Here is a 25,280-nt window from a genome sequence, read left to right as displayed (position 1 = left end):
CACTACCAACCCCCAGGGATCCAACCTGCCCCGGTGCGGGCTAAGGTCTCGGTAACGGAGCTGGTGGGCCATGAAGTGATCCTCCATCTCAGCACCGCCGACCGAGAAGGGATCCTGGCCGAGCAGGAGTTTGTGGCCCGCGTGGATCCCCGTACCCAGCTGCGCGTCAACCAGTGGGCGGAAGTGATCTTCGACATGGATCGCTTCCACCTGTTCGATCCCGAAACCGAGCAGCGCCTAGGTTAAACCCTGGAATCGCTTTAGAATCCTAATCAGTCCTACAGAGGCAGGGATCCCTATGCCGGAGCAATCGACGTCCCGCTTGGTTCAGGCGCAGTTTGACGAATTTCCCTACCCGAATGTCCCGATTGAGCAGACGGTTACGGATAACTTCGCGCTGTTTGCCAACAGCCTCACCACCGCTTACTATCGCCGCAACCGCAAGGTGGTCAAACCCGAGGGCAAAGTGATGCTCAACGCCGGCTGTGGCTCCGGCTGGGAGACCCTCGTGCTGGCCACGGCCAATCCAGGAGCTTCTTTTGTCGGGGTGGATATCTCGGCAGAATCCCTGAAAATGGCCCGGCAGCGCTTCGAGTTCCACCAGATCAAAGAGGCGCGTTTCGAGGTGATGGACATCACCGACCTGAGGGCCTTGGGGGAGCAATTCGATTTCATCGCCTGCAATGACGTGCTCTACCTGCTGGACGATCCGGTGGCGGGGCTGAAAGGCATGCGCCAAGTCCTCAAACCGGACGGCATCATCCGCACCAATGTCCACAGCCTTTACCAGCGCCAGTTTATCTTCAACATGCAGGATGCCATGGAGCTGCTGGGGGTGATGGATGAGCCGGCTGCCAAAGCCGTTCCCATCTTGAGGGAAGTGATGGATGCCCTCCACGAGGGCAGCTTCGTCAAAAGCCACTGGCAGGGGGATGCCATCAAAACCACCAATGGGATCCTGGCCAACTTCCTGCTGCGCAGCGACAAAGGCTTTACCGTACCTCAGGTCTTTGAGATGCTCCGCCAAGCCGGGCTGGAGTTCATCAGCATGGTCAATTGGCAGCAGTGGAAGCTGGAGCGGGTCCTCACCAAGCCCGTTCCCTACGCTCTGCGCCAAATCAAAAAGCTCAACCAAGAGGAGCTGCTGCACTTTATCGAGTTAATCTTTCCTAACCTGACCCGCCTGATCGACTTCTGGTGTGGCCACCCCACCGGAGCGACTTCTCCTCAACCCTTCAGCAGCGAGGAATGGAGAAATGGCTTGGTACAGGCGCATCCTCTGCTGCTGAGGCTCAACGCCAAGGCTGCCTTTGAGAATGCCATCCGCGACAATGGCCCGGTCAATATCAACGGTTGGCCCGGATCCGAGGGCAACATTGCCATCGATCCCTTCTCGGTGCGCTGGCTGGTTGATGTGTTTGGGGAGAAACCTGTGCCTGTGCAGGCTCTGGTGGCCAAGGCCCTGGATTTCATGGATTGGACCCCCGAAGAGGCCTTTAACCAAGTGGTGGCCAACCTGAAGTTTCTGGAAGAGCGGCTGGTGGTGCTGTTGGACTCTCCCCTGCGTTAACAGGACTTGCTCCCTCAGGAGCTGTCCCACCTAAGGCTGGGATCCGGATCCCTCTGAGTCTGCTTTTGAGTCTGCTTTGAGTACCCTGATTTGCTCGGCCCGAATGGCTGCCGGGATCCGCCCTTCCGCATCGACATTGACGGCAAACCGAACGGTGCCTTCCATTTCCACCACATCTCCCGGGAGCAGATCCAGCCAGCTGGCAGAGCGGCCAAGGTGAGTCACTTGCACCTCCTCAGCGGGAACCACCGAGACCCACGTGCCCGCGTAGCGATCCAAGCTGGGGCTGACTTTTTCCAAGTTGACCCCAATCCAGCCCTCCTTGCGGTTGAGCAGCCGCACCGTTCCCATCAGCTGAAAAGGTTGAGCCTCTTCTGATAACTGGATCGGCTCATGGAGAACCACCGTATTCAAAGGCTGCAGACGGGCCAACTCCACCCGCCACCCTTGAGCCTGGCGATAGAGGGTAACCTCCATAACTGCGCGCAGCCGACCCTCCGGCAAAGGCTCGTAGAAGCCCAACTGAGAGCGAAAAGGGCGAAACCGGGGATCCTCCCGATCCGGCTCTGTTAAAAATCGTTGCAGCTCCTCGGCAGTGAACTGGAAACGCAAAGTCGGCACCACCGCTTCTGGCTTCAGGATTGCCTCCACCCGGAAAATGGCCGTATTGCCCACCGCTTGAATGGGGGTGAGGGTAAACTCCTCCGCCGAGGGCCACGATTGATCCAAGGCTCCAGGAGGGATCCCTTTTAGCAGCCGCGGAGTGAGCAGGGCTTCTGCGGTGGCAAAATCGCGGGCATTGGCCGCCTGGACGAACGCCTGCAGCGTTTCTTCAGCCGTTTTGGCCTGCCAACAGCCCCCCAGAGGCAGCAAAGCCAGCACCAGGAAAAACCACGCTCTCACATCCACACCCTCCCCAATCTCCCTGCAGGTAACAGTCCTAGGGGTTCTCGGTTGGAGATGCAGAATTTTCACCGGGATCCGCTGCTTCTGTCTCTTCTGGGTTTTCCGACTGGGATCCCGAAGCAGCAGGTGGCTTATCCGGCTGCCACACCTCAATCCGCCAGCCGCGATCTTGCTGGTAGAGGGTGATCTTGACGCGGGAGGTCACCGTGTCTCCCTCCAGGCGCAGACCCACCAACTGCGGGGCCAACTGCTGATAGGTCGGATCCGCCAGATCCGGCTGGGTCAAATACTTGCGCAACGTCAAGGGATCCAGCCCCAGGCGCTGGGCCGCATCCTCCAGCGAGTCGGTGCCCTCCACCCAGACATAGGCCGTCTTCCCGGTCACCTCTTGGTTGCGCACCTGCACGTTCTCCCCCACCGTGCCCCAAATCGAAGGCAGGGATCCCGGCCGGAGGGCATTGCTGAAGCGCTCCGTCAGGTAGCTGTCTGCCGTGCCCCAGTCCCCCTTCTCGGCAGCAGCGATGAAAGTGCTCACCACCTGGTCAGGAGTTTGCACAGGAGCTGCCTGCGTACAGGCGATTACACTGCCCAAGGTAAAGATGAGAGCATAGGTACTGATGTATCGCGACATGAGTGTAACCTCGCAAAATGCACTGCCTCAGGGCAAGTTCGACAGATGTTAGCTGAGAAGGCAAAGGCGAATTATACAGCTTGAGCTCTGAGATGCGGCTGAAGAGATACCCAACCTGCCAAAACCTGGCCAGACAACTCCACAGACAACGGGCAGACAAGGGAGCCTCCAACTTTGCGCAGTGCTTCCTACACAATACTTAACCTAGACTTACCCAAGCTGACTCTCTAACGGGATCCTACAGGATGAAAACTATGATAGCATTTAGTGGTCCTCGGAAAGACTGTGGCTGCGGTTCCCTCATGTTGGTGAGAGTGGTGAGTTTATATGTTCAAAGATGATACTCATTCGGAATAGTTCCAGCACAGTTCTTATGTAATGAAGATTTCCCCAGACATAGGTTTTGGATCCAGACATAGGTTTTGGATCAAGAAAAATTTGAGCCTGCTCAGCAATGATTAAGGTGATTAGATGGCGAAGTCAAGAGCTCTTACCGGTACCTATTTTAGGTGGTCTAATCCTGTCCAGACTCTGAGTTAAATCTAGGTATAGAGAATGGTAGCTACATCTTTCGAAACAGGCTCAACCTGGAACACCCTTGGGATTAATCAAATTCGCATAGCGGCGACAGCTCCCACGTCCAAGGAAAGAAGAAATGCTTGGTCAGTAGCGCTTTACTACTGGAACCAAGGCGCTGACGTTGAACCAAATCATCTGCCTTGCTTATTAAATAGACTCCATTCGCTTTGGGTTCTAGGGGTCTCTTTCACTGTTATGGAAGAAGCAGTAAAGCTTCTGAACCAGCTAGAGCTAGACCCAGAGAAGTGGAGAGATATTCCCCCTCCCAACACAGAAGGTTACGAACTAGCATGGCGGATTGATTCTCCCTACTTTCAGCTAGAAGACGATTTTGGTCTGGCTCTTCCGTCTGTAGATCAGTACCTGTACTACCTAGCTCGTTGGATAGCTGAAAGGATAGCATTATACTACCAACCTCAGGCGATGCCCTTCTGGCGCATTGCCGCAGCCATTTACCCAAAGGATTTACAAGCCCAAGCAGTCGTAGGTCTTGGATTATCCAGAAGTTTGCAGGTCGAAGGTATACATTACCTGAGGCAAAATCAAGCCCAAGCAACCACAAAAGCCATTAGAAAGTGGACTGAGGCTTGCTTTCAAGTATCTGTGAGTTTCTTTCGAGGAAAAACGGATAATCCAAAGCTATCAAGTCAAAAGAACTCAATAGAAGTTATTGATGTGCCATATGAAAACCACATCATGAGTCTGGAAGGCAGTCTGGATTCGGTCGTTACCCATTGTCATTTGGCCCAAGGAAGATGGTTTGAGGCGGAGATTGACTTTGTCAAGTCTTACCTAAAACCGGGAATGACATTTATAGATGTGGGGGCAAACGTAGGTTCATACACTCTTGTTGCGGCTCAGGCAGTAGGTTCTGAAGGAAAGGTAGTTGCATTTGAGCCGACTCAGGCTTGTGTGGAAATACTGAAACACAATGCAAACATGAATCAGCTACCACAAGTTACAGTAATCCCTTGTGCGCTGGATAGTGAGTCAGGAAAGGCATACTTCCTAGAAAGTGATGATAGCGCGTATAATCGAGTAGTAAAAAGTCTAGTTGGAATAACTCATCCTGTAAAAACCGTTCAAAAAGTTACACTAGACGAATGGTGGCGCTCTCTGGAATGCCCCTCAGTTGATATGATCAAGGTGGATGTTTTTACCGACTCCTTTGACGTTATACGAGGTGGACGAGAACTCATAAAGAGTTGTAGCCCCATCATTCAAGTAGAGGCAAAAGGTGATTTAGGATCTGCATCACGAGAAGTTTCTTCTTACTTATCAGAGCTAGGATATACTTTCTTTGCATATAACCCCGCTTTGAATGAGTTATCAATGGCTCGCAAACAAGCTCGCAACCTCTCGACTGTAAACTTAGTGGCGGTGCCGGAAGCTCGCTACGTGAACCTTAAGAGAGAGGGTATCTTAGAAGAAGGCTCATTCCCCTCCAAAGAGCTTGATCCAAGCCTGTCTTCTTTACTTTGGGATCTGGTTGAGGAAAAGCAATGATCGTTGTTGATGGTGTTGCCCTACAGCCTAATTTAGAGACTCCACCCTCTATTACAAGTTTCTGGTGCAACGTCATAGGTGAGTGGGTAAGGCTTGGATATACTCGAGACTTTATAGTCTTAGTGAGAGAAAGCCAACGTATAGGTTTTCCAGGCGACACTGTTGTAGCCCTAATCCCTGATTACAGCTATGAGAATGCTGAGTCTGATCATATAGGTCTGCAAAGTGCCTGTGATCAAGTCAATGCATCCATTTTTATCTCAACTTTGTATACGTATCCCCTCAAAACCTCAAGCGTAGCTATGGTTTATAGTATGGACGAAGTCCAAGAGTTCTTACCAAGCTTAGCAGCACAGGAGAAACATAATACCATTTTGGCTGCATCGGCATTTATATGTCCTTCCAAGTGGGTGTCATCAGATTTAATGAGGAAATATCCAGGTATTTCTAGTGAAGATATTGAGGTTATCTACCCAGGTCTGCACAGTGACTTGATGCCATCGCCCCCTCTAAAGGTAAGAAAGTTTCGGGAAGAAAAAGACCTAACTCGTCCCTATATCATTTTTAGAGCGGGAACGGGGGAACGAAGAAAGATAGCTCTATTTGCTCTCTTGGATAGTGTAAGCGAATTAGTATCTGGACAAGTCCCTGAGCTTGTTTACCTATCAGTTGATGGAAGTAAAGTTGATGTGCCACTAGAATCTGTTATGGATTTATCCAAGCCAATTCGATCTCGAATCCATAACCTTAGGCTTTGTTCTGATGATTTACCACTGCTTTACACAGGAGCTGTTGGATTGTTTGAGATTGAACCTGAACTTGGAATGGGCAATTACGCTTTCGAGGCAATGAGATGCGGTTGCCCGGTCATTATCTTGAGAGAATCTGAAGATCATCAATTAAGGCAGCCTACAGAAACTGACCCTTGGATTGAGATATCCATGCAGCCGCATGTCATATCGCAGACTATTGATCAGCTAAGAGATACAAGGTATAGAAATACCATACTCTCACGAGGATTAGATTATACGAAAAGCATGACCTGGGAACAGGCCGCTAAGCGAATGTGGTCTTTCCTCAAATCAAAGGCAAAAAGTCTAAGATCCTAGAGCTTTGAAATGTAGATGTCGTAAAATGAAGTACCTTCTATCTCATCATGAGTTCTGAGAACGTGAGAGCATAAGTCATAAGAACGATAGACCTCATGGAGGATCGTGGCAAGCGCTAGCCGCTTTCTTGATGTCAGCTCTCCCAATCGCATAAAGTCTTTTGCATAAATAAAGTCTGTCCAAGATGCCTGAGTGCGCAAAGACGTAAGGCTCTTCGGAAATGACTTCATAAGTGGACAGGAAATCCCGGTTAAGCTATGAATTAGAAAGCCGCATTCTCTCAGAGCGATATCTATATCAGAGAACAACGGCTGGCCGATGTAGTGAGGGATAAATAGAACCTCAGTTTGAACTACTACAATGCTCTCCTCTAGGAGACGGCTAGCTCCGCGAATAATATTTAGCTCACTGCCTTGAGTATCCATAACAAGCCAGTCAGCGTCTGAGACTTCTTCCAAATCATCCAATCGAACAGTCTTTACTTTCTTCTCTGAGACAACTTGGTAAAGCTCAGCCAGATCGTGAAACTTTTCCAACAGATGATAATTGGGTCTAAACAGAGAGGATGTCATTCCGCTGTTGGTCAGGTAAAGGTTAGATTCAGAACCATCGCCAACCGCCATAGGAAGGTATAAGACGTTAGAACTGCCATCACCTTGTCGAATTCTCTCAATTAAGCGGTTGTAAGCCTCAGGATCAGGCTCGAATCCAATTAACTCTCCATAGTCCTTCCGAATGATTTCGGCATATATCTCAGGAGCTCCAACATCAGATGCCCCTACGGCAATTACTTTAATCCGAGGCATTGAGGTTCCCAAAACAGAGGCTATGGACAGCTCAGACATGGTTCCCCTCACTCTTTGTGGGCAATTACATTTAGGCTGATAAGTTCGTTGCAGTAGACAATTGTGCTTGCATCTCTAAACATGCCAAATTGGTCTACTTGAATGATAAAGCCAAAACCAACGGTCTTAAGCAGGTGAGTCAGGTTTTCAATGGTATAGCCGTATTTATGGAAGTCATACTGGTCAATTTGACCGCCGTAAATCATGCTAATAACATGTATCAATTCATCGTACAAGAGATCATCTCTTAGTATAAGCTTGGACAGCGTCTTTAGATTAGGTACAGAAACAAATAACTTTCCTCCTTTCTTGAGGACTCGATACCACTCTGTTAAGGCCACACCTGCTTCTTGACAACTAAGATGCTCAAGAACATGAGAGGCATATATTTGATCTACGCTCTCGTTCTCAAACATGCTGAGATCTATTGCGTTTGCAACATAGTCAACCTCAGGAGAGGGCGAAATATTAAGTATTTTCCAGTCAGGATGTGGTTCTTTACCACCGATGTGTAGATTAAGCATTCTCGTCGTCTGCTCCTACTAGCTAACTTACTTTCTGAGTTGAGCTAAGTTTGGGTGCTTGCGAAACTTGAACGGCAAGTCTGTAAACCTAATTCTAGCTTTTCTATCTTGGCAATACTGTTCCCACATTAGGATGTAAGCCTTCTCTAAGAAAGCTGTAAAAGTTTTGCCGTTAAGAAGTGGTGATTGCGAGAGTCGCTCCCGCATGGTTCTCCTTATCCAGACCAAAAGATCTATGTCTTCAGACAGCCTTGAGGCAATGCGAATGTAGTCTTGCTCCGTCTGTGCGATTAATTCCGGCAAGTCCACTGTTCTCAAGATAGATACTCCAACTCTGGAAACATGTGCTAGACCTTCCAGAGTGATTACCGGAACTCCCATCCATAATGTTTCGCAGGTTGTCGTTGTTCCGTTGTAAGGGAAGGGATCCAGAGCAATATCCACTTCTCCATAGGCTGCGTAATGCTCGGCAAAGCCCTGTCTATCATATTCTAGCTTGACTCTCTCGTCTGGAATGCCGTGTCTTCCAATTCTTTCCAAAAAGAGTTTACAGGTGCTTTCATCTCTATATCGCTGATTTTTCAGGCGCAGAACTGAATGGGGCACTGCCTTCAATACATCTGCCCATAACTTAATGACTCTGGGAGTGATCTTGGAAGGGTTGTTGCAGCATCCAAACGTGATAAAGCCGTTTCTAACCACAGGAGGATCCACAATCTCCGGTGCCTCACGAGAGGGCTTGTAACAAAGAAAGCTATGAGGCATCCTTATCAATTTCTCTGTGTGCAGACTATCGGTTACATCATAAGGATCGGCAAAACTATCTGTTATCCTGTAGTCCACGACGGTCATACCTGTGGTGTCGGGGTAGCCAAGGTACGTAACTTGTACAGGGGCCGGACGCAAAGCCATTAAGTGTACTCTTGTGCCGCCGGTATGGCCACTTAGATCCACTAGAATATCAATCTGATCTTCTCTGATTAACTTTGCAGCTTTCTCGTCACTTAGCTTGTGAATATCTCGCCATCCCGTTGACCATTTGGAGAGCTGCTCAGTTACTGTGTCAGGTTGATCAACATTTGAGTAGCAGTAGATTTGGAATTTTTCCTGGTTGTGGCAATCGTAGATTGAGCTCATGAAAAAATGTACCGAGTGCAATCGAAAATCACCCGATAGATAGCCAATCTTGAGGGGACGCTGGGTAGTTCGCGAGTTTGCATAAGGTCTCCAGTGGCTTTGATACTGGCTTTGGTAGGAAATACCCCACTTTTGATGCTCTATAAATGTTTCCACAGGGTCAAACTTCTCAGAATAATGTGAAACCATTAGGATATTCGACATTGCACCTGCGAAGCCAGGAGCAACTTCCAGGGCCTTCCTGTAGTTCTCTAGAGCTTCGTCCAGTCTGCATTGCTCTAGATAAGCACCACCCAAACTCTGATATGCAGCAGCAAAGTTTGGCTTCCTCTCGATAGCTAGCAAATAACTATCTATCGCGTCTTGAGTCCGGGATTGCTTGCTAAGGGTTAAGCCCTTGTAAAAATAGGCATCGGCTAGCTCAGGCTTAAGTCTTATCGCTTCCTGGAAGTGCTCCAGAGCATCATCGTACTTTTTCTGCTCGAAGAGTCTGACTCCGATATTGCAATAGACTTCTGCAAAGTCCGGCGAAAGCTCTGCAGCTCTGTGAAAAGCGAACTCTGCTTCCTCTCTATTTTGCAGTAGTCGATGAGCAAGACCCAAGTTGTTATATGCTCGAGCAGATGTTGGATCTAAGCCGATCGCTCGCTCAAAACATCTAACTGCCTTGTCGGCTATGGCAAAGTCTAAGTAGCAGCATCCTAAGCTGTGCCAGTAATCTGATTCTTCTGGGTTGATCTCAATAGCAAGGCATATATGATATCTGGCTAGATCTAGCCGCTTTTCTGCCCTGTAGAGAATACCTAGGTTGTGATGAGCTTCAGCGTATTCCGAATCTAGAGAAATAGCAATCTGAAAGCAGTCTCTTGCAGCTTGAATAATTTGGCATTGACTTTCAAGATCTTTTTTACCTCCCAAGCTTAGTTCCTGTGCAGCTATCTCTGTTGCAGTTTGGTGTCGTATCTTTCGGCTTAGTGCCGCCCCCAAGTTATTGTAGGCTTTCGCATAGGTTGGATTGATTGCTATAGCTTTTTTGTAGTGCGCTATTTCCTTATCTTCTTGACCAATTTCGCCATAGATTTTCCCAAGATTTAGATGAATAACAGCAGAAGACTTGATCATCAAGGCTTTCTCTAGGGCAACAATCGCATCTTCATACTGCATCGACTCTGCCAGCAATAAACCTAGCTTAAGCTGTAAATCAGCACTAGCCGGAAATTGCGGTTCTGCTTGTCTCGCGTGTTGAATTGCCTCTTCTTTGTTTCCAGCTAAAGAGAGGGCATCAATCAACTGAAGATGAGCCTCAACGTAATCCGGCTTGTCCTTTACTGCTTTTTTTAGGATGCTGATGGCACTATTGACCTGACCTAACTTCAGCAAGACTTGCCCAAGAAAATAAGCTGCCTCATACTCTTGAGGGTTCAACTCTAAAACTTTTAGAAAGGCTTTCTGGGCTTCTTCCCACTGCTCGAGTTGAATTAGAGCCAGACCTAAGTTAAAGTTTGCGTTGAGACTTTCTGGATCTATTTGGGTAGCTTGTCGGTAGCATTCTAGGGCCTTTTCTAGCTGATCTAGCTTCTCGTAGACTGCACCTAAGTTGACATACAGCGATGCCGACCTTTGACCAAGACCTATACACCGTTCTAAGTATTCTACAGATTTGACATACTGTTGTTGTTGGTAGGCCAGTATACCCAAATACTGAGTAGCATCAAGATGGTTGGGTTCTAGCTTTAAGATTTCTAGGTAGCATTCCTCGGCCTGATCCCACTCGCCCGACTGATGATGGCCAAATGCTTGCTTAAGGAGCTTTTGAATTTCGGTTCCCATATCCCTGAGTCTTAACTTAGACAATTCTATCAAACGAATAGTGCTTCACCTGCCTTTGGTAGGCTTAACAGCCTAGAAAAGTGGGTAGGCACTTAAGACCTACCCACCTTTTCCATCTGAACGCCTGCCGCCTAAAAGTCAACAGACCCAGCCCTAAAGCCAGATAGAGTGTATGGACTACCGCGGGATGGTGAAGGTGATGTCCAGCCGCGGCCCGCGAGCGGTGGTGATAGGGCCAGCACCCGTACCCGTGGCCGGCTCCCGGTCGAACTCGGCGCGGCAGACCCCGCTGGGCCCCTGGCTGACTTCAAAGCCAGCATTGGGGGGAGAAAGACGGGTGAAGGGAGAGACGGTGGTGGTGGCAGAAGCCGTGACGGAGCCAGTGACCGTGACCGTCTCGGAGCGGGTTTCGGAGCCGACAACCGTACCGGTGAAAGCAGCCGACACCGTTGCCGAGACTTCAGAGGTCGCACCAAAGCCCACTGTGAGGGAAGCGCTAGCGGAGAACGTGGCAGTCTGACTGACACTGAAGGTGAAAGTTAGCTCTCGACTGCGGGTTACTCCATCAGTTACAAAAGACTCGGTACGTGTAGCTACAGCAGTACCCGAGATGGTGCCGGAAGCTGTGAAGCTCTGGGTGAACGGTAGTGTTACCGCGCCCGTGACGGTCTGAGAAACCGTCGCGCTTGCCACGCCCGTGATGGCAAAGGTCTGCGTTGCCGTCACATTGAAGCGCTGCGTCGCCGTCACAATGCCCGTGGTGGTCACCGACGTCGTCCCCGTGGTAACCAAAAATACCGGGGTCGCCTGGTTGTTCCACACTTCCCGCGCACACTGCAGCCGCACCTGGTAGAAGCGCGGGCCTGGCGCCGACACCGACCGCTGCACCCCAGGCCGCACATCCGCCGTGCGCGGCCCCGCCGACACATCCCCACCCAACACGTTGCCATTGATGCTCAGGGCAACAAAGGTGGGCGTGGAAGCCGGCGCAAAGAAGTCGCTGGACACCACGTTGTTGGGCGCACCCAAGGTCACTTCCTGGAACACCACGTTGTTGGACGGCAGGTTGTGCGGTGTCGGATCCAGGAAGAAGAAGCCCCGTCCCCTGTCGCCAAAATCACCAAACACTGCCGAGTCGTTGGAGGGCAACTGCACCAGCGTCAACTGGGCTGCCTGCACCACCGCATTGCCCGGAATGCTGGCCGGAATCGGGAAGGACAGCACCGCCCGATAGTCGCTGTAAACCCCCACCGGCAGGTTCTCAGCCACACCTGCGCGGCGAATGCCATAACCCACTGGCACCACAACTGGGTTGGAGAATACCTGCCCGCCAGGCGTAATTGCTGCCAGTTGCGTCGGCAGCAGGCTAATCGGGTCGCCCGAAACAGCCACATTGCCAGTGGTGAAGGTGGCTACAAAATCTTCCGGCAAACTGCGCCCTGAGGCAAACAGATCTGGCACCGCCCGCGAGATGACAACCCGGTACACGGCATCGTTGGTGAGCGGCGTGCGGAAGGTGATGGTGACCTGAGTGCGGTCGGCATTGAAGGCCAAGTCGCGAGCCGGCACAACTCCCGCTTGCGGCGCCACCGAGGTGATGCTCAAGGCCTGAGTGAAGGGAGCCTCGCGCACCGGCTCGCTGAAGCGAATAACAATGCTGGTGGTGATAGGAACGTTGGTGGTGCCATCCGCCGGGGTAATGGCGATAACCCGTCCCACCGGGGTTGGAGTTGGTGGCGGCGGAGCCGGGGGAGCCGGGGGAGCCGGTGGGGGTGGTGGGGGCGGCGGCGGTACGGGTGTAACAGTGCCAGTGCTGCTTTCGCCGCAACCGGTGAGCAGCAGGGGCAGCAGCACCACTGTGGAAGCCAGAGACAGAGACCCGAGTGACTTCAGCAGCCACTTGTGCATTGTTCCGTTCATTGTTCTCCTCTTAACCAAAAAAGTAGGGTTCGGCTGAACACTTCCCTTAACTTACCCGATCAACTCGCCCAGGGCAAGCCGAGCCGTGGAAAAGAGCCAATCGAGGGAAGACGCACACGCGCTTGGATAAGCGGCTCGTCTGTTTACTCTGCTTATCATACAAGTCAATCAGCTCGCTTTGGCAAGTACTGCCGATTTTTTCTGGACAAGATCAAAGGTGACGTGGGTCACAGACACCGGGCAGGGTCCCGGGAAGGAGTCGGGTGGCGGCTTCTGGGAGCAAAGCAGGTGGAGCCACCGGAAGAGCAGTCAGAATCCTTGCCCGGCATGGCTTTTGCGGATCCACCTGGAAAAAACCGGAAGATTTGCCTATTTCCTCACAAAAGGATGCTTGATCCGGGGCAGAAGGGTGGCAGGATGAGGAGTGGATGTTTTTTCTGGAGACCCAACCAGGATGGCTACCTACAAGGTCACTCTGATCAACGAGGAGCAAGGCTTGAACGTCACCATCGATGTGCCGGACGATGAGTACATTTTGGACGTGGCGGAAGAGCAAGGGATCGAGCTGCCCTATTCCTGCCGCGCCGGTGCCTGTTCGACCTGTGCCGGCAAGCTGGTGAGCGGCACGGTGGATCAAAGCGATCAGTCCTTCCTGGATGATGATCAGATCGAGCAGGGCTATGTGCTGACCTGTGTGGCTTACCCTACTTCCGACTGCACCATCATCACCCACCAAGAAGAAGCCCTTTACTGATCGAGCTTGAATTTCCGTCCTCAACCCCAGCCCCTCTTCCAAAGAGAGAGGGGTTTTTGTTTTGGGTGGCCCAAGGGGGTGTTCGAGCGCTCCGCGCTGCTGAGGCCCTCACCCAGAGGGAGAGGAGAATTGGCAGTGGTAGGATTTCCTTATTCTGTAGTGCTTCAGCAACCATGACCCCTGAGCAAGAGCAGTGGCTGATTCAAGCCATCCAGGAGCTACAAGCCTCCCAGAGAGAATTGCAAGCCTCCCAGAGAGAATTGCAAGCCTCCCAAAGAGAATTGCAGGCCGCTCAGCAGGAGCTGCGCCTTGTCCAACAAAACCAGCAGGTTTTGATTCAAGAGCTGCGGGAAGGGCAGGCGATGCTGGCCCAGTTTTTTCGCGAGTCAATGGATCGCTTTGACGAGCGCACCCGGGCTATTGAACGGCGCACGGAAGCTGTGGAACGGCGCACAGAAGCACTGGAACGGCGCACCGACCAGATGGCGGAAGAGATGAGGGAGATCCGGCAGGAGATTCGGGATCTGCGCCGCGATTTTTTGGAACGGCGTTGACTGCCAACAGACCGAGCGCTCACAGCCCTGCTCCCAGAGGAAGAGAGGGGTTGTGCGAGATGACAAGGCTAGTATGGCAGCAAAGAGACTTTTGGCCGAGACGGTTTATGGCTTTGGCAATGGGATCCGTTTCTGCACCATCAAGAGCTCGCCTGAGTTTGGCGGAATACCTTGCTTATTCGGATGGCAGTGATACCCGCTATGAGCTGGTGGCAGGGGAGTTGGTGCCCATGGCTCTTCCAACCGGACGGCATGTGCAGATTCAAAACTTTCTCAGCCGAGTTTTCGAGGCAGAGATTGCACGGCAGCAGTTGCCCTGGACAGCGATACAGGGGAGCCCAGGGATCCAGTCGCCGCGGGGCAGCCACCGGTGGGATACGGTGCGGATCCCGGATGTGGTGGTGCTGCCTCTGGAGCAGTGGCAGGAGATGGGATCCAGAGAGGCGTTGATTCGCCTGGAGGAGCCGCCGCTACTGGTGGTGGAGGTAGTCAGTGAGTCCAGCCGGGCAGCAGACTATCGGGCCAAGCGGGCGGAATACTGCGTTTTGGGAATTGGCGAGTATTGGATTGTCGATCCGCTGGAAGAAAAAGTAAGCCTGCTGCTGCTCCACGAAGGCTGGTATGATGTGCTGGAGCTGCAAGGATCCGAGCGGCTGCCCTCGAAGGTTTTTGTGGGGCTGGAGTTACAGGCGGGGGAGATCTTGGCTGCGGATTCGGGTTATTCTGGTAAAGCCGCGGGGAGTTAGCTCAGTTGGTAGAGCGCTGCGATCGCACCGCAGAGGTCAGGGATTCGAGTTCCCTACTCTCCATTGAGGTTTTGGATTTGGATCCCTTGCCCCCGATCCCTCTCCCAGGAGGAGAGAAGAGTTAGTGGTGGTAGGATTTCCTTATTCTGTAGTGTTTCAGTAACCATGACGCCCGAGCAAGAACAGTGGCTGATTCAAGCCATCCAAGAGTTGCAAGCCTCCCAAAAAGAATTGCAAGCTGCCCAGCAGGAGCTGCGTCTTGTCCAGCAAAACCAGCAGGTTTTGATTCAAGAGCTGCGGGAGGGACAGGCGATGCTGGCGCAGTTCTTTCGCGAGGCACTGGATCGCTTTGACGAGCGCACCCGAGCCATTGAACGGCGCACGGAAGCCCTGGAACGGCGCACTGACGAGATGGCCCGAGAGATGCGGGAGATGCGGCAAGAGATTCGGGATCTGCGCCGCGACTTTTTGGAACGGCGGTAACTTGGGCTCAAGCGCTCTGCGTTGCTAATGTAACCATCCCCGGATCCTTACTCCCAGGGGGAGATCTAGGGTGGTAGGATTTCCTTATTCCGTAGTGCTTCAGTAAGCATGACACCTGAGCAAGAGCAGTGGCTGATTCGGGCCGTCCAGGAGTTGCAAGCTGCCCAGCAGAACCAGCAGGTTTTGATCCAAGAGCTGCGGGAAGGGCAGGCGATGCTGGCACAGTTTTTCCGGGAGGCGCTGGATCGCTTTGACGAGCGCACCCGAGCCATTGAACGGCGCACGGAAGCTGTGGAGCGCCGCACCGAAGCTTTGGAACGGCGCACTGACGAGATGGCCCAAGAGATGCGGGAGATGCGGCAGGAGATTCGGGATCTGCGCCGCGACTTTTTGGAACGGCGGTAACTTGGGCCCAAGCGCTCTGCATTGCCGACGCCCTCACCCCCAGCCCCTCTCTCTCAGGGAGAGGGGAAATTGGCGGGATTTTGGGTAGGAAGGGATCCCACCTAGATTAATCTAGAGGAACTTTGTCTGGCCTCACTGGCATTTGCCCTTCCCCACGAGTTTGCCTATGTCTGTCATCCGTGCCCTACACAGCCAGTTGGTAGCCAAAGAGCGCTCGGCGGAGGAGATCGCCCGCGAGTACCTGGAGCGCCTGGCCCAACTGGAGCCGCAGCTTAAAAGCTTTATTACTGTGACCGAGGAACTGGCTCTGCAACAGGCCAGGGCGGTGGACGCCCGCATTCGGGCCGGGGAGGCGATCGGCCCTTTGGCCGGGATCCCGCTTGCCGTGAAAGACAACCTCTGCACCCAAGGGATCCGCACCACCTGCGCTTCCCGGATGCTGGAGGGGTTCATTCCCCCCTATGAATCAACGGTGACGGCGCGGCTGGCGGCTGCGGGCATGGTGACGGTGGGCAAGACCAACCTGGACGAGTTTGCCATGGGCAGCTCCACGGAAAACTCGGCCTTTCAGCGCACGGCCAATCCCTGGGATCTGACGCGGGTGCCAGGGGGATCCTCTGGGGGATCGGCGGCGGCGGTGGCTGCCGACCAGGCGGTGGTGGCTCTGGGCTCGGATACGGGGGGATCCATCCGTCAGCCTGCAGCTTTTTGCGGGGTGGTGGGCCTGAAACCCACCTATGGGCTGGTGTCCCGCTACGGGCTGGTGGCTTTTGCCTCGTCTTTGGATCAGGTGGGGCCGTTTGGGCGCACGGTGGAGGATGTGGCCCTGCTGCTGCAGGGGATCGCCGGCCATGACCCAATGGACTCCACCAGCTTAAAGGTGCGGATCCCGGACTACAGCCAAGCCCTGATCCCGGACATCAAGGGGTTCAAAATCGGGGTGATCCGCGACTTGCTGGGGGAAGGATGCGGCGAGGAGACCCGCGCTGCCGTCCAAGCAGCCATTCAACATCTGCAGGAACTGGGGGCCGAGATCCTGGAGATCGACTGCCCCAGTTTTCGCTACGGCCTTGCCACCTATTACATCATTGCCCCTTCGGAAGCCTCTGCCAATTTGGCCCGCTACGACGGGGTGAAATACGGCCTGCGGGAACCTGCCGACTCGCTGCTGGCCATGTATGGCAAGACCCGCGCCCACGGCTTTGGGCCGGAAGTGAAGCGGCGCATTATGATCGGCACCTATGCCCTCTCTTCGGGGTATTACGACGCCTACTACCTCAAGGCCCAGAAGGTGCGCACCCTCATCAAGCAAGACTTCCTCAGGGCTTTCGAGAAGGTGGATGTGCTGGTCAGCCCCACCACCCCCACCCCAGCCTTCAAGCTCGGCGAGCGGGAGGATCCCCTCAGCATGTACCTCTGCGACCTGATGACGATCCCGGTGAACCTGGCGGGTTTGCCGGGGCTGAGCCTGCCCTGCGGGTTTGCCGATGGGCTGCCCATTGGCCTGCAAATTGTGGGCAATGCCCTACAGGAGAGCAAGGTGCTGCGGGTGGCCTATGCCTATGAGCAAAGCACCGACTGGCACAAGCGACGGCCCCCGCTAGGGCAGCCCTCAGTTGAAGAGGGCCAGGAATCCGATCCCGGCCAACCTCAAGCCAAGCGCAGATCCGGCAAAAGGAGCAAAAAATCCAAAAGCTAAGGCGGGAAGGGCGGCAACTAGGCCATGCCCATCTGGTTGGCCGCTGAAAAGCGTTCCATAAAGCGCAGGAAGCGATCCCACTCTGCCTCGGTTTCCATGTCGTAGGTCACTTCCAGGGCTTTGAATTCCCCGTTCAGGAACTTGGCCCTGATGTTGCGGGTGGTCAGCTCCCCTTCCTCATCGATCATCCGCATGCCGAGGATGTTTTGCGTATCGGATTTTAGATCCTCGAAGCGGAAAATCGCGGATCCCCGGTTGCCGGTCTTGGATTTCAGCACTCGCACCTGGGTGGGCACCTCTTGGATGCCGGGGGAGAACTCGATACTGGCCATGATGTCCTACGAAACACGATGATTTAAGCCATTATAACCGGCCAATCCCCGCATCCTGCTCCAGAAAATCTCTCAGCTCCTGGGCCGTCATCTGCTCCAGGTGATGGCCGGCCTGCCGTTGGGCTTCTGCCACATCGGGGATCCGGTCGCACAGGGCGCCAACCCGAAGGGGAAGAGGCTGGGCTGCCAACCCAGCGCGCGCTGCCGGAGTCACCTGGCCACAGAGGATGAGCAGGGGTTTTTGGGCTTGGATAGCCTGCTCCAGCACGGCCCCCACCACCTTTCCCATCGTGCTTTGTTCGTCGAGGCAGCCCTCTCCGGTGACGACCAGATGGCAGCGGCGGATGCGCTCCGGCAGGGCCAATTGCCGCGCCAAGAGCTGGATCCCGGACTCCAGAGTGGCCTCCAAAAAAGCCACCAGACCTGCTCCTAAGCCGCCTGCGGCTCCGGCCCCCGGGATCCCGGCCACGGCCTGGCCCAAATCTCGCTCCACCACTTGAGCCCACTGCTGCAGCGCCTGCTCCAACTGCTGCACCTGGGAAGGGGTGGCGCCCTTCTGGGGGGCAAAGACGGCGGCGGCTCCCAACGGGCCAGTGAGGGGGTTTTGCACATCGCAGAGGCCGCGGACCCGTTTCCCCTGCCAGACAGGCTGTTCAGGGGACTCAATGCGCTGCAAACGGGCCAGCTCCGCCCCACCCCAGCCGATGGGATCCCCAGCTCCATCCAACAGGCGATAGCCTAAGGCCTGCGCCATGCCCGCCCCTCCATCCACGGTGGCGGATCCCCCCAGACCTATCCAGATCTCGGCAATAGGCTCTCGGCAGACGGCCCGCAACAGCTCTCCCAGGCCATAAGTGGTGGTGCGGGTGGGATCCCGCCGCTCCAGTGGCACCAAGGTCAGGCCGGCCACCTGGGCCAGCTCCAACAGGGCCAGCTCTCCTGCCACCCCGTACTCCGCCCAGACGGGATCCCCCAGGGGGCCGGTGACCCACAGACCCTTTTTCTCTCCCCCCAGCGTCGGCAGCAATACCTCTAGGGTGCCCTCTCCCCCATCGGCCAAGGGGAGCCGCTCCACCTCGGCCTCCGGCAGCACCTGTTGGATCCCGCGGGCCATGCTCTCTGCCGCCGCCGTGGCTGTTAGGGATCCCTTAAAACTATCCGGGCAAACCAAAATCCGCCGCGGTGGGCTGCTGAACTGGGATCCCTTTGCCTGGAAACCCGCATCCAGCATGGAACCTCCTCGGCGGCGCTAAAAGGTGGATTGCAAGCCTAGCCCTCCTCCTCTGCTGGCGAAGGCTGATCCGCGCTGGCAGGCTGGGAGGCACTGCCCAAAGATTGCTCCAGGGCTAGGCGCTGCTCCATGACCCGCAGGAAATAGCCGCCCATCATCGCGCCGGAGAGCATTTTGGCCAAGCTCTCGCGGTTGGTGATGATCTGAACCCCGAATTGATCGGAGGGCAAGCTCCCCACCAAGCTGCGGATGTTGTGGCCCAAGATCTCCAGCACTTCTGGGGAAGAATTGCGGGCAATATCCTGAAAGACACTGGGATCCTGAGATTGCAGGTATTGCCAGAGCCGGTTGTCGGGGCTCGGAGTTTGCACTGCCTCAAAACCAGGGATGAAGTTCAACGGGCTCGCCATGGAGTAACCAAGCTCCACAAACACAGCAGATGCCATCCCAACCGGGCCGCTCGGCCTGATCCCACAGGCCTTTGCCGTTCCCGGAATTTGGGCTATCCCAAAGGTAACACCCCATCCTCACCCTCTCCGGTACGGGATCCCACCCTTCTGCGGCGGCAAATGCCGTACCTAAGTAACGGCCGGGGATCAAGCGCTGGCTTCTGAGGTTTCCTCCTCGGCAACCAAGGCAGCGGGTACCACTGTAACTCCCACAATGCTGTCTTCCGGATCCAGGCGCTGCACCAGCACCCCGGTCGCCTCGCGGGACTGGGTGGGAATGGCCTTGGCCAACTGGCGCATGACAATGCCCCTGGCGGTTACCAACAGGATCTCGTCTTCGGCATTGACGATGCGCAGGGCCGCCAGCTCGTCCGACGCCTGGCGGAACTTGGTGGCGATCACCCCCTTGCCGCCGCGGTTTTGCTGGCGGAAATTGTCGATGGCCGAGCGCTTGCCCCGCCCTTCTTTGGTGATCACCAGCACCCAAGGGTTAGCCAGCTTCTCCCCCTCTCGCTCGGCAGCCATCACCGATTCGGCAGAGATAATATCCATGCTGACGATGTCATCGCCGGCGTTGAGGGTAATGGCCCGCACGCCCCGGGTGGCCCGTCCCAGAGGGCGCAGTTGCTCGTCATCCGCCGGGAAGCGAATGGACATGCCTTGGCGGGTCGCCATGACCACATCATCGCTGGAGCGGGCGCGGCGCACCCAGCGCAGTTCGTCGTTTTCTTCCAGAGAGATGGCAATCAGGCCGTTGGAGCGTACATTGGCAAAGGCGCTGAGGGCCGTTTTTTTGATGTAGCCGCCGCGGGTGAGCATCACCAGATATTCGTCGTCGCTGAACTGGCTCACCGGCACCATGGACGTAACCCGCTCTTCCCGGGTGATCGGCAGCAACTGAACGATGGCGCTGCCGCGGGCGGCGCGGCTCCCCTGGGGGATCTGGTGGGCGGGCAGGGTATAGACTACGCCCCGATTGGTGAAAAAGAGGATGGTGTCGTGGCTGCGGCAGGCAAAAAACTGTTCGATGGCATCGTCTTCTTTGATGCGGGCGCCGGCTTTGCCGCGGGTGGCTCGCCCCTGCACCTGGAACTCCTCAAGGCCCATGCGCTTGATATAGCCCTGCTCGGTTAGAAAGATAACCGTCTCCCGATTTTCGATCAGATCATCCGTTCCCAGCTCCCCATCCTCCAAACAGAGGCGGGAACGGCGCGGGCTGGCAAAGCGGGCTTTGAGCTGCTGCAGCTCTTCGCTGATGATCTGCATCACCCGTTCTCGGCGGGCCAGAATATCCCGCAGGTCGGCAATTTGCCTCACCAAGTCTTCGTGCTCGGCCTGAATTTTTTCCGCTTCCAGAGCAGTCAGGCGGCGCAGTTGCATTTGCAGGATCCCGTCGGCTTGGGCTTCGCTCAGGCCCAACACAGCCTGCAATTCCTCTCGGGCTGTGGTGGTATCGGCGGCTCCCCGGATGAGGGCAATCACCCGATCCAACTGCCCCAAAGCCAAGAGATAGCCCTGCAGTAGGTGATCCCGCTCCTCGGCTTTTTGCAGCTCGTAGCGGGTGCGCCGCTCAATGACCCCCTCTCGGAAGTCCAGAAAAGCCTGTAGAGCATCCCGCAGGGTCAGGGTGCGCGGCTCGCCGTTGAGGATGGCCAGCATGTTAACCCCAAAGTTGGCCTGCAGGGGGGTTTGCTTGTAGAGGTTGTTGAGCACCACCTGGGCTTGGGCATCCCGCTTTAGCTCGATCACCACCCGCATGCCGCTGCGGTCGCTCTCGTCACGGATGTCGGCAATGCCTTCCAGTTTTTTCTCGTTGACCAGCTCGGCGATCTTCTCAATCATGGCTGCCTTGTTGGTTTGGTAGGGCAGCTCGGTGATGATGATGGCATCCCGAACCGGTCGGCCCCGCTGCTCTATGGTTTCGACGGTGGCCACCCCCCTCAGGGTGATGGAGCCGCGCCCGGTGGTGTAGGCTTCGCGGATGCCCTCTTGGCCCATGATCAGCGCCCCGGTGGGGAAGTCAGGGGCGGGGATCCACTGCATCAACTCCAGGCTGGTCAGGTTGGGGTTGTGGATGAGGGCGATCAGGCCGTCCACCAATTCGCCCAAGTTGTGGGGCGGGATGTTGGTGGCCATGCCCACGGCAATGCCGGAAGAGCCGTTTAAGAGCAATTGCGGGATCCGCGCCGGCAGCACCAGCGGCTCTTGCTGGGATCCGTCGTAGTTGCCCACAAAATCGACGGTGTTGGCGTCGATATCCTGCAGCAGGGCTTCTTGGGCAAAGGCGGTCAGCCGACACTCGGTGTAGCGCATGGCCGCCGGCGGGTCGTTGTCTACAGAGCCGAAGTTGCCGTGCCCATCCACCAGCCGCTCCCGCATGGAGAAATCCTGGGCCATGCGCACCAGCGCATCGTAAACCGCCTGATCCCCGTGGGGATGGTATTTCCCAATTACATCCCCCACCACGCGGGCACACTTGCGGAAGGGGCGATCCGCCGTCAGGCCCAACTCGTGCATAGCGTAGAGAATGCGGCGGTGCACCGGCTTCAGGCCATCCCGCGCATCTGGCAAAGCCCTCCCGACGATCACGCTCATGGCGTATTCCAGGTAGGACTGCGACATCTCCCGCTGCAGGTCGGTGGAGATGATGCGCGCCGTCGATTCGTTGTCGCTCATGGGGTTGGGTTATCGTTGAGGGATCCCAGTCGGCCTTGGCGCAGTGGGTTCATGGAAGTTTATCGAGAAGCCAACCTTGGCCGTGGCAGACTGAAGGTGATTGAATTGAGCAGAAAGCTTTTGTATTCCCAGTCTACCATTCGCCCTTTGTGAAGGCTGGCTGACTTCCAGTAGGAGAGGCTCGGTGGTTCATCGGCGGCCCTCTCTACAGCCTCATGGATCGAGATTTACAGGTGGGCCAAGCGGAGCTGATCATTACCCTGACCGGCATCGACGACACCTTTTCCCAAACCATCCATGCTCGCCACTCCTACTTGGCCGATGAGATTCTCTGGAACCACCGATTTGCCGATATTCTCCACCTGGACAGCAATGGGCATCGCTATGTGGACTACTCTCACTTTCACACAACTCTACCGGCTCAAGCCCCATGCCCTCGCTTGGAGGGGAATCCTTGAGGGAAACTATAGAAGAAAATCTATTCTCTAGCATGATCTCTATAGTAACGTTCAATGATAGGCTGCCCATAGCGTGGAGGGCTTTGGGGCATGCTGAGCCAAGCGAAAGAACAACAGTCCGGCAACAGGAGATTTCTGGGTTGGCACCGACGTCTGAGCCTAGACAACTGGCGCGGGGATCTGTTCGGCGGGTTGACGACGGCGATTGTTTCCTTGCCGATGGCCTTGGCCTTTGGGGTGGCTTCCGGGGTAGGGCCAGTGGCGGGCTTGTACGGAGCAGTGTGTGTGGGCTTTTTTGCGGCTCTGTTTGGGGGTACGCCCACGCTTATCTCCGAACCCACTGGGCCGATGACTGTGATGATGACGGCGGTGGTTGCTAATGTTACAGCCCGCTATCCGGAGCAGGGGCTGGGGCCGGCCTTCACCGTGGTGATGCTGGGGGGCTTGTTTCAGATCCTGTTTGGATCCCTGAAACTGGGTAAATACATCACCCTCATGCCCTACAGCGTTATTTCCGGCTTTATGTCCGGGATCGGCTGGATCATGATTTTGCTGCAGATCCCGCCGCTTTTGGGCCACGCCAGCCAGGGGGGAGTGATTGGGGCGGTGCAGAACCTGCCGACCTACCTGCTCAACCTCAAGATGCCAGAGCTGGGGCTGGGGCTGCTGACGCTTGCCATCCTTTTTGGCTATCCCAAGCCCTGGCGACGGGTGGTGCCGCCGCAGTTGGTGGCTTTGGTGTTGGGAACGCTGGTGGCCAGCTTGTTCATGGCCGATTGGGATTTGCGGCGCATTGGCCCTATCCCCACCGGTTTGCCGCAGTTGCAGTGGCCGCAGTTGCCCTTTGCTTCCCTGGCCAACTTGGTGCTGGATGGGGTGGTGCTGGGGATGCTGGGCTGCATCGACACCCTCTTAACGGCAGTCATTGCTGATAACCTCACCCGCACCCGCCACGACTCCGACCAAGAGCTGATCGGGCAGGGGATCGCTAACTTGGTGTCCGGCTTCATGGGAGGGCTGCCGGGAGCAGGGGCAACCATGGGCACGGTGGTCAATATCCAGTCGGGGGGACGTACCCCTCTGGCGGGCGTCACCCGCGCCCTCATTCTGTTGATGGTGGTGCTGTTTGCAGCTCCCCTCACGCAAGGGATCCCGATGGCGGTGCTGGCAGGGATCGCCCTCAAGGTGGGGGTGGATATCCTCGACTGGAGCTTCCTCAAGCGGGCCCACCGGCTCTCCCTCAAAGGGGCAGCCATCATGTATGGGGTGATGTTCATGACGGTGTTTGTGGATCTCATCGCCGCCGTAGGGGTGGGGGTGTTTGTGGCCAACTTGCTCACCATTCAACGCCTCAGCGAGATCCACTCCGAAGAGGTAAAAGCGATTACCGATGCAGATGACGCCGTGGATCTCACCCCGCAGGAGAGGAATTTGTTGCGACAGGGACGCGGCCAGGTGTTGCTGTTTTACCTGAGCGGGCCGATGATCTTCGGGGTTTCCCAAGCCATTTCCCGCCAACATCAGGCGGTGGCCTCCTGCCAAGCCTTGGTGCTGGATTTGTCGGATGTGCCGATGCTGGGCGTTTCCGCAACGCTATCCCTGGAAAATGCCATTCGCGAGGCCCTGGATCGGGGCAAACAGGTGTGGATTGTTGGGGCCAAGGGCCGGATCCGGCAGCGCCTGGAAAACCTACATTTGCCACTGCCCCCAGAGCGGTTTGTGGACAGCCGTGAGGTGGCTTTGGCCGAGGCTGTTGCCCAGTTGGGCTTGCCGCTCGAGGCCAGTCCCCTGGTTTGAGTAACCCCAATTGGCCTGAGCCACAAAGCTGCGGGATCCGTTTGCCAGATCTAGGTTAAGTCTGAGTCTATGCAATGGAAGGGTCGGGTCGCCTACTTGGCAACCATGCATCGCAAAGAGCAGGTCATCGGCCCTCTCTTGGCCGAACATTTGGGGATTCAAGTCCAAGTAGCAACTTTTGACACTGACCAACTGGGCACCTTCTCGCGGGAGCGGCCCCGACCGGGGGATCCCATCCACACTCTGCGCCTGAAGATTGCAAGGGCTTTGCAGGATCATCCTGAAGCTCTGGGCTTGGCCAGCGAGGGGTCCTTTGGCCCCCACCCTCAGATCCCCTGGATCCCTTGGAACCAAGAATGGGTCATGCTCAGGGTTTATGAGCCTGGCGCAGAGCCTTTGGAGCTGGTGGGCTATGCGGAAAGCACCCAAACCAATTTCGGCCATCGCTGGGTACACAGCTTTGCAGAGGCGCTGGACTTTGCCCAGAAAGCGGGTTTTCCCCAGCATGCCCTGATTGCCCTCGACCGGCCAGAAAAGCCTCAGGTCATCCACAAAGGAATCCAAGATGAAGAGACCCTGAAGCAGGTGGTGGGGGAGATGCTGACTCGGCAAGGGGGCCTTCATCTGGAAACCGACATGCGGGCCATGTGCAACCCAACCCGGCTCCAGGTTATCGCAGCCGCCACCCAAAACCTAATCGCCAAGGCCCAAAGCCTGTGCCCGGCCTGCGGCACTCCCGGCTACTGGCGGATCCGCTCGGTCTCTGGACTGCCCTGCGGTCAATGTGGCGCCCCTACCCCTGTGACCAAGGCATGGGTATATGGCTGTTCCCGCTGTTCTCACACCCACACCGAGCCTGTGGCAGAGCCTTGGGCGGATCCCGCTCAGTGTGCTTTCTGTAATCCCTAGCCTTGTCTTGAGCCCGACCTCAGGCTCTCCAGAGCCGGCATTGTCATCCCCGCAGAAGAGTTGTAGTCGTTTCAGGTTAGGGTGAGACACCTGGGCTATAGAGAAAAAGCCCTTCGCTGTATGCACTCAACGTTTCAGACGTGGGTGCAGTGTCCTAGGTCGTGTTGATCTTATGTTAGGATAGAGAGAATAATTTATAGAGGAAAGAGGATGAAGTTGGTTTTTTTAGA

General features: G+C 55.4%; 22 protein-coding genes, 1 tRNA gene and 1 pseudogene. 14 read left to right on the top strand and 10 right to left on the bottom strand.

All coding sequences use genetic code 11. From position 1 onward, the window contains the following. Both NW849_RS08215 and NW849_RS08210 read left to right on the top strand, forming a co-directional pair. A pseudogene (locus NW849_RS08215) lies at positions 1–246 on the top strand (glycerol-3-phosphate ABC transporter ATP-binding protein); the annotation flags it as partial. A gap of 52 nt (positions 247–298) precedes the next feature. Then, entirely contained in the window at positions 299–1,570 is a 1,272-nt protein-coding gene (locus NW849_RS08210) for a class I SAM-dependent methyltransferase (protein WP_414357134.1), read from the top strand. A 30-nt stretch (positions 1,571–1,600) separates the two neighbouring features. On the opposite strand, the gene NW849_RS08205 is transcribed toward NW849_RS08210, so the two are convergent. Continuing rightward, entirely contained in the window at positions 1,601–2,479 is an 879-nt protein-coding gene (locus tag NW849_RS08205; protein ID WP_414357132.1) for a hypothetical protein, read from the bottom strand. A gap of 31 nt (positions 2,480–2,510) precedes the next feature. Then, on the bottom strand, positions 2,511–3,107 hold the full coding sequence (locus tag NW849_RS08200) for a hypothetical protein (protein ID WP_414357131.1): 597 nt from the start codon (positions 3,105–3,107) through the stop codon (positions 2,511–2,513). A 555-nt stretch (positions 3,108–3,662) separates the two neighbouring features. Between NW849_RS08200 and NW849_RS08195 the strand changes: the two genes are divergently transcribed. Together NW849_RS08195 and NW849_RS08190 are read left to right on the top strand one after the other, a co-directional pair. Further along, positions 3,663–5,192, top strand: coding sequence for an FkbM family methyltransferase (locus NW849_RS08195; protein WP_414357129.1), 1,530 nt, complete (start codon positions 3,663–3,665; stop codon positions 5,190–5,192). Beyond that, entirely contained in the window at positions 5,189–6,301 is a 1,113-nt protein-coding gene (locus NW849_RS08190; RefSeq protein WP_414357128.1) for a hypothetical protein, read from the top strand. Before NW849_RS08195 ends, NW849_RS08190 begins: the two co-directional genes overlap by 4 nt. Here the strand turns inward: NW849_RS08190 and NW849_RS08185 are convergent. From NW849_RS08185 to NW849_RS08170, 4 genes are all read right to left on the bottom strand, one after another. Further along, the gene (locus NW849_RS08185; protein WP_414357127.1) at positions 6,298–7,146 is read right to left on the bottom strand and encodes an FkbM family methyltransferase; all 849 of its coding nucleotides are present in this window, start codon (positions 7,144–7,146) and stop codon (positions 6,298–6,300) included. The genes NW849_RS08190 and NW849_RS08185 overlap by 4 nt on opposite strands. Before the next feature lie 8 nt (positions 7,147–7,154). Then, positions 7,155–7,670: a class I SAM-dependent methyltransferase gene (locus tag NW849_RS08180; protein WP_414357124.1), complete on the bottom strand. Its 516-nt coding sequence runs from the start codon at positions 7,668–7,670 to the stop codon at positions 7,155–7,157. 27 nt (positions 7,671–7,697) lie between these two features. Then, a complete protein-coding gene (locus NW849_RS08175) occupies positions 7,698–10,637 on the bottom strand; it encodes a tetratricopeptide repeat protein (RefSeq protein WP_414357122.1) in 2,940 nt (979 codons plus the stop codon). A gap of 177 nt (positions 10,638–10,814) precedes the next feature. Then, on the bottom strand, positions 10,815–12,557 hold the full coding sequence (locus NW849_RS08170) for an Ig-like domain-containing protein (protein WP_414357120.1): 1,743 nt from the start codon (positions 12,555–12,557) through the stop codon (positions 10,815–10,817). 454 nt (positions 12,558–13,011) lie between these two features. On the opposite strand from NW849_RS08170, the gene NW849_RS08165 reads away from it, so the two are divergent. The 7 genes from NW849_RS08165 (at position 13,012) to gatA (ending at position 17,198) form a co-directional block, all read left to right on the top strand. Further along, positions 13,012–13,311, top strand: a complete 300-nt coding sequence (locus NW849_RS08165) for a ferredoxin (RefSeq protein WP_011433206.1) — start codon at positions 13,012–13,014, stop codon at positions 13,309–13,311. 173 nt (positions 13,312–13,484) lie between these two features. Further along, positions 13,485–13,865 (top strand): hypothetical protein, encoded by a 381-nt coding sequence (locus NW849_RS08160; protein ID WP_414357119.1) that lies wholly within the window; start codon positions 13,485–13,487, stop codon positions 13,863–13,865. A 59-nt stretch (positions 13,866–13,924) separates the two neighbouring features. After that, positions 13,925–14,611: a Uma2 family endonuclease gene (locus NW849_RS08155; protein WP_414357117.1), complete on the top strand. Its 687-nt coding sequence runs from the start codon at positions 13,925–13,927 to the stop codon at positions 14,609–14,611. Further along, positions 14,602–14,674 (top strand) — tRNA-Ala (locus NW849_RS08150). Before NW849_RS08155 ends, NW849_RS08150 begins: the two co-directional genes overlap by 10 nt. A gap of 102 nt (positions 14,675–14,776) precedes the next feature. Next, positions 14,777–15,094, top strand: coding sequence for a hypothetical protein (locus NW849_RS08145; protein WP_414357116.1), 318 nt, complete (start codon positions 14,777–14,779; stop codon positions 15,092–15,094). 108 nt (positions 15,095–15,202) lie between these two features. Then, positions 15,203–15,499: a hypothetical protein gene (locus NW849_RS08140; RefSeq protein ID WP_414342514.1), complete on the top strand. Its 297-nt coding sequence runs from the start codon at positions 15,203–15,205 to the stop codon at positions 15,497–15,499. Between the two features lie 166 nt (positions 15,500–15,665). After that, positions 15,666–17,198 (top strand): Asp-tRNA(Asn)/Glu-tRNA(Gln) amidotransferase subunit GatA, encoded by a 1,533-nt coding sequence (gene gatA / locus NW849_RS08135; RefSeq protein WP_414357115.1) that lies wholly within the window; start codon positions 15,666–15,668, stop codon positions 17,196–17,198. Positions 17,199–17,215: 17 nt separating this feature from the next. Here gatA and psb28 read toward each other — a convergent pair whose 3' ends face one another. The 4 genes from psb28 to gyrA all read right to left on the bottom strand — a co-directional run bounded on the left by psb28 (position 17,216) and on the right by gyrA (position 21,886). After that, complete coding sequence (psb28, locus tag NW849_RS08130; RefSeq protein WP_011433213.1) at positions 17,216–17,530, bottom strand: photosystem II reaction center protein Psb28; 315 nt, start codon at positions 17,528–17,530, stop codon at positions 17,216–17,218. Positions 17,531–17,561: 31 nt separating this feature from the next. After that, on the bottom strand, positions 17,562–18,761 hold the full coding sequence (locus tag NW849_RS08125) for a glycerate kinase (RefSeq protein ID WP_414357114.1): 1,200 nt from the start codon (positions 18,759–18,761) through the stop codon (positions 17,562–17,564). A 38-nt stretch (positions 18,762–18,799) separates the two neighbouring features. Then, positions 18,800–19,171, bottom strand: a complete 372-nt coding sequence (locus tag NW849_RS08120; RefSeq protein WP_011433215.1) for a DUF760 domain-containing protein — start codon at positions 19,169–19,171, stop codon at positions 18,800–18,802. 186 nt (positions 19,172–19,357) lie between these two features. Further along, complete coding sequence (gyrA, locus tag NW849_RS08115) at positions 19,358–21,886, bottom strand: DNA gyrase subunit A (protein WP_414357112.1); 2,529 nt, start codon at positions 21,884–21,886, stop codon at positions 19,358–19,360. A gap of 191 nt (positions 21,887–22,077) precedes the next feature. Here gyrA and NW849_RS08110 point away from each other — a divergent pair, with 191 nt between their 5' ends. The 3 genes from NW849_RS08110 (at position 22,078) to NW849_RS08100 (ending at position 25,050) form a co-directional block, all read left to right on the top strand. Next, entirely contained in the window at positions 22,078–22,344 is a 267-nt protein-coding gene (locus NW849_RS08110) for a hypothetical protein (RefSeq protein WP_255344550.1), read from the top strand. Positions 22,345–22,434: 90 nt separating this feature from the next. Then, positions 22,435–24,141 (top strand): SulP family inorganic anion transporter, encoded by a 1,707-nt coding sequence (locus tag NW849_RS08105; RefSeq protein WP_414357111.1) that lies wholly within the window; start codon positions 22,435–22,437, stop codon positions 24,139–24,141. Positions 24,142–24,210: 69 nt separating this feature from the next. Continuing rightward, a complete protein-coding gene (locus NW849_RS08100) occupies positions 24,211–25,050 on the top strand; it encodes a DUF6671 family protein (RefSeq protein WP_414357109.1) in 840 nt (279 codons plus the stop codon). Positions 25,051–25,280: the final 230 nt, after the last annotated feature.

Origin of the sequence: Synechococcus sp. R55.3 (assembly GCF_047461975.1) — a bacterium.
GTDB lineage: Bacteria > Cyanobacteriota > Cyanobacteriia > Thermostichales > Thermostichaceae > Thermostichus.
Note: the sequence above shows the minus strand (reverse complement) of the source record. Positions and strands in the feature narration are given on the sequence as shown.

Bases quoted from the DNA above. Each gene is read 5' to 3' on its own strand.
- NW849_RS08210 (WP_414357134.1), top strand. From the start codon at position 299: ATGCCGGAGCAATCGACGTCCCGCTTGGTTCAGGCGCAGTTTGACGAA.
- NW849_RS08200 (WP_414357131.1), bottom strand. From the start codon at position 3,107: ATGTCGCGATACATCAGTACCTATGCTCTCATCTTTACCTTGGGCAGT.
- NW849_RS08195 (WP_414357129.1), top strand. From the start codon at position 3,663: ATGGTAGCTACATCTTTCGAAACAGGCTCAACCTGGAACACCCTTGGG.
- NW849_RS08190 (WP_414357128.1), top strand. From the start codon at position 5,189: ATGATCGTTGTTGATGGTGTTGCCCTACAGCCTAATTTAGAGACTCCA.
- NW849_RS08185 (WP_414357127.1), bottom strand. From the start codon at position 7,146: ATGTCTGAGCTGTCCATAGCCTCTGTTTTGGGAACCTCAATGCCTCGG.
- NW849_RS08180 (WP_414357124.1), bottom strand. From the start codon at position 7,670: ATGCTTAATCTACACATCGGTGGTAAAGAACCACATCCTGACTGGAAA.
- NW849_RS08175 (WP_414357122.1), bottom strand. From the start codon at position 10,637: ATGGGAACCGAAATTCAAAAGCTCCTTAAGCAAGCATTTGGCCATCAT.
- NW849_RS08170 (WP_414357120.1), bottom strand. From the start codon at position 12,557: ATGAACGGAACAATGCACAAGTGGCTGCTGAAGTCACTCGGGTCTCTG.
- NW849_RS08165 (WP_011433206.1), top strand. From the start codon at position 13,012: ATGGCTACCTACAAGGTCACTCTGATCAACGAGGAGCAAGGCTTGAAC.
- NW849_RS08160 (WP_414357119.1), top strand. From the start codon at position 13,485: ATGACCCCTGAGCAAGAGCAGTGGCTGATTCAAGCCATCCAGGAGCTA.
- NW849_RS08155 (WP_414357117.1), top strand. From the start codon at position 13,925: ATGACAAGGCTAGTATGGCAGCAAAGAGACTTTTGGCCGAGACGGTTT.
- NW849_RS08145 (WP_414357116.1), top strand. From the start codon at position 14,777: ATGACGCCCGAGCAAGAACAGTGGCTGATTCAAGCCATCCAAGAGTTG.
- NW849_RS08140 (WP_414342514.1), top strand. From the start codon at position 15,203: ATGACACCTGAGCAAGAGCAGTGGCTGATTCGGGCCGTCCAGGAGTTG.
- gatA (WP_414357115.1), top strand. From the start codon at position 15,666: ATGTCTGTCATCCGTGCCCTACACAGCCAGTTGGTAGCCAAAGAGCGC.
- psb28 (WP_011433213.1), bottom strand. From the start codon at position 17,530: ATGGCCAGTATCGAGTTCTCCCCCGGCATCCAAGAGGTGCCCACCCAG.
- NW849_RS08125 (WP_414357114.1), bottom strand. From the start codon at position 18,761: ATGCTGGATGCGGGTTTCCAGGCAAAGGGATCCCAGTTCAGCAGCCCA.
- NW849_RS08120 (WP_011433215.1), bottom strand. From the start codon at position 19,171: ATGGCGAGCCCGTTGAACTTCATCCCTGGTTTTGAGGCAGTGCAAACT.
- gyrA (WP_414357112.1), bottom strand. From the start codon at position 21,886: ATGAGCGACAACGAATCGACGGCGCGCATCATCTCCACCGACCTGCAG.
- NW849_RS08105 (WP_414357111.1), top strand. From the start codon at position 22,435: ATGCTGAGCCAAGCGAAAGAACAACAGTCCGGCAACAGGAGATTTCTG.
- NW849_RS08100 (WP_414357109.1), top strand. From the start codon at position 24,211: ATGCAATGGAAGGGTCGGGTCGCCTACTTGGCAACCATGCATCGCAAA.